Genomic DNA, 1728 nt, shown 5'->3' with positions numbered 1-1728 from the left:
CCGGGCCCCGCGCCGGTCCCCTCACGGTCGGTCACCACCACGTCCGCCGAGGCGCTGTTCGGCGACACGGGGTCCAGGGCCAGCGCGGCGAGCACGGCGCGGACGTCAGCGTCGAGGTCCGGGTCGGTCACGTCGACCGCGACGGTCCTGCCTGAGAGAGGGTCGGGGACTGTGTCGTGCGCTGGGCGAGGGCTCTGGGTCACGGGCACAGCGTCGCGCACCCACCGGTCGGCGGACCCGGCCCGGAGCGCCATCCTGAGACCGCCTGTGGAGGGGCCGGGGGCTGTGGACAACACGCCAGAACTCGAGGTCCCCAATTCGAGCACCCCGACTCGCGGGCCCCGCCCGAAATGAGAGAAACCGCGGCAGGGGGACGCCGCGGTTTCTCGAAGTCCCGATTCGTGGGGGAACGAACCGAGCACCTATAGGGGGATGCTCTTTCGAGCGTGATCAGTATCACTTATCCGCGCGGTGAACACAAGAACCGTATCGTGGAGTCGTGTCCGCCCCACGCCGCCAGGGCCCTCGGTCATCGCACCGACCTCGCCGGGTCGCCGCATTCTTCGACCTCGACAAGACGATCATCGCCACCTCGTCGGTGTTCGCGTTCAACAAGTCGTTCCTCGACGAGGGGCTGCTGTCCCGCCGATCGGTCATCGACCTGGCCTACACGCAGCTCGCGTTCAGCCTCTCCGACGCCGACGACGACCAGATGCAGAAGGTGCGCCAGGCCATGGCCACGGCCACCAAGGGGTGGGAGCCCGCGAAGGTCGAGCGCATCGTCACCGAGGGACTGACGGAGACCGTCTCTCCGACCGTGTACGCCGAGGCGCAGGAACTGCTCGCCGAGCACCGGGCGCTCGGGCACGACCTGGTGATCGTGTCCGCTTCCGGTGAGGAACTGGTGGCGCCGATCGCCCGGATGCTCGGCGTGGATCACTACGCCGGCACCCGCATGAACCGCGACGCCGACGGGCGGTACGGCGGGTCCATCGAGTTCTACTGCCAGGGACCGGGCAAGGCCGAGGCGATCCGCGCGTTCGCCAGGCGCTATGGCTACGACCTCGAGGCCTCGTACGCCTACTCCGACTCCTCCACCGACCTTCCGATGCTCGAGGAGGTCGGACATCCGACGGTGATCAACCCGGACAGGGCCCTGCGTCGTGAGGCCCTGGAGCGCGGGTGGCCGATCCTCACCTTCTCCAACCCCACCCCGCTGCTGCCGACGCTGGAACGCGCGACCGGACCGATCATCGGCGTCGGGGCGATCGCGCTCGCGGTGGGGGCGGCGACGTTCTCCTTCGCGCGCTCCGCGCGGCGAGACCGCTGAGCCTGGTCTCCCGGCCCGCCCGCGCTCGGGCCCAACACCTCATCATCCGACGGCGGTCCGGCGGGACGCGATGGCGGGAATCACCCGCAATTCCCGGGGTTCGTTGTGGGATCCCACCATCGCCGGGGCGACTGTCCGCGCGGCATGCTCAGGGCACGGTGACAACGACGCCAGAACGGTGACGGAAGAGAAGTCATGGTTCCCCGTCCGAGCCACCGTCATCGATACTCCGGAACCCACGCGACGGATAACGCCCGAGAGGCACACCAGCCGTGGGTCCGCGCCAGCCGTCACCGACGGTTGTCCCGGACCGGCCACACGGCGGACCACAGGACGCCTGGTACCCGGATCTCTCAATGGAACCGCAGTGAGTTGGCGGGTCGGCACGCGTGCCGACC

General features: G+C 69.5%; 1 protein-coding gene. It reads left to right on the top strand.

The genetic code is table 11. From position 1 onward, the window contains the following. Positions 1-499 precede the first annotated feature (499 nt). Positions 500-1330, top strand: coding sequence for an HAD-IB family hydrolase (locus G6027_RS13475; RefSeq protein WP_182637616.1), 831 nt, complete (start codon positions 500-502; stop codon positions 1328-1330). Positions 1331-1728 lie beyond the last annotated feature (398 nt).

Source organism: Dietzia sp. SLG310A2-38A2 (genome assembly GCF_014145095.1).
In the GTDB taxonomy this organism is placed as follows: Bacteria; Actinomycetota; Actinomycetes; order Mycobacteriales; family Mycobacteriaceae; genus Dietzia.
The sequence above is the reverse complement of the archived record's forward strand: the minus strand, read 5'-3'. Positions and strand labels throughout refer to the sequence as shown.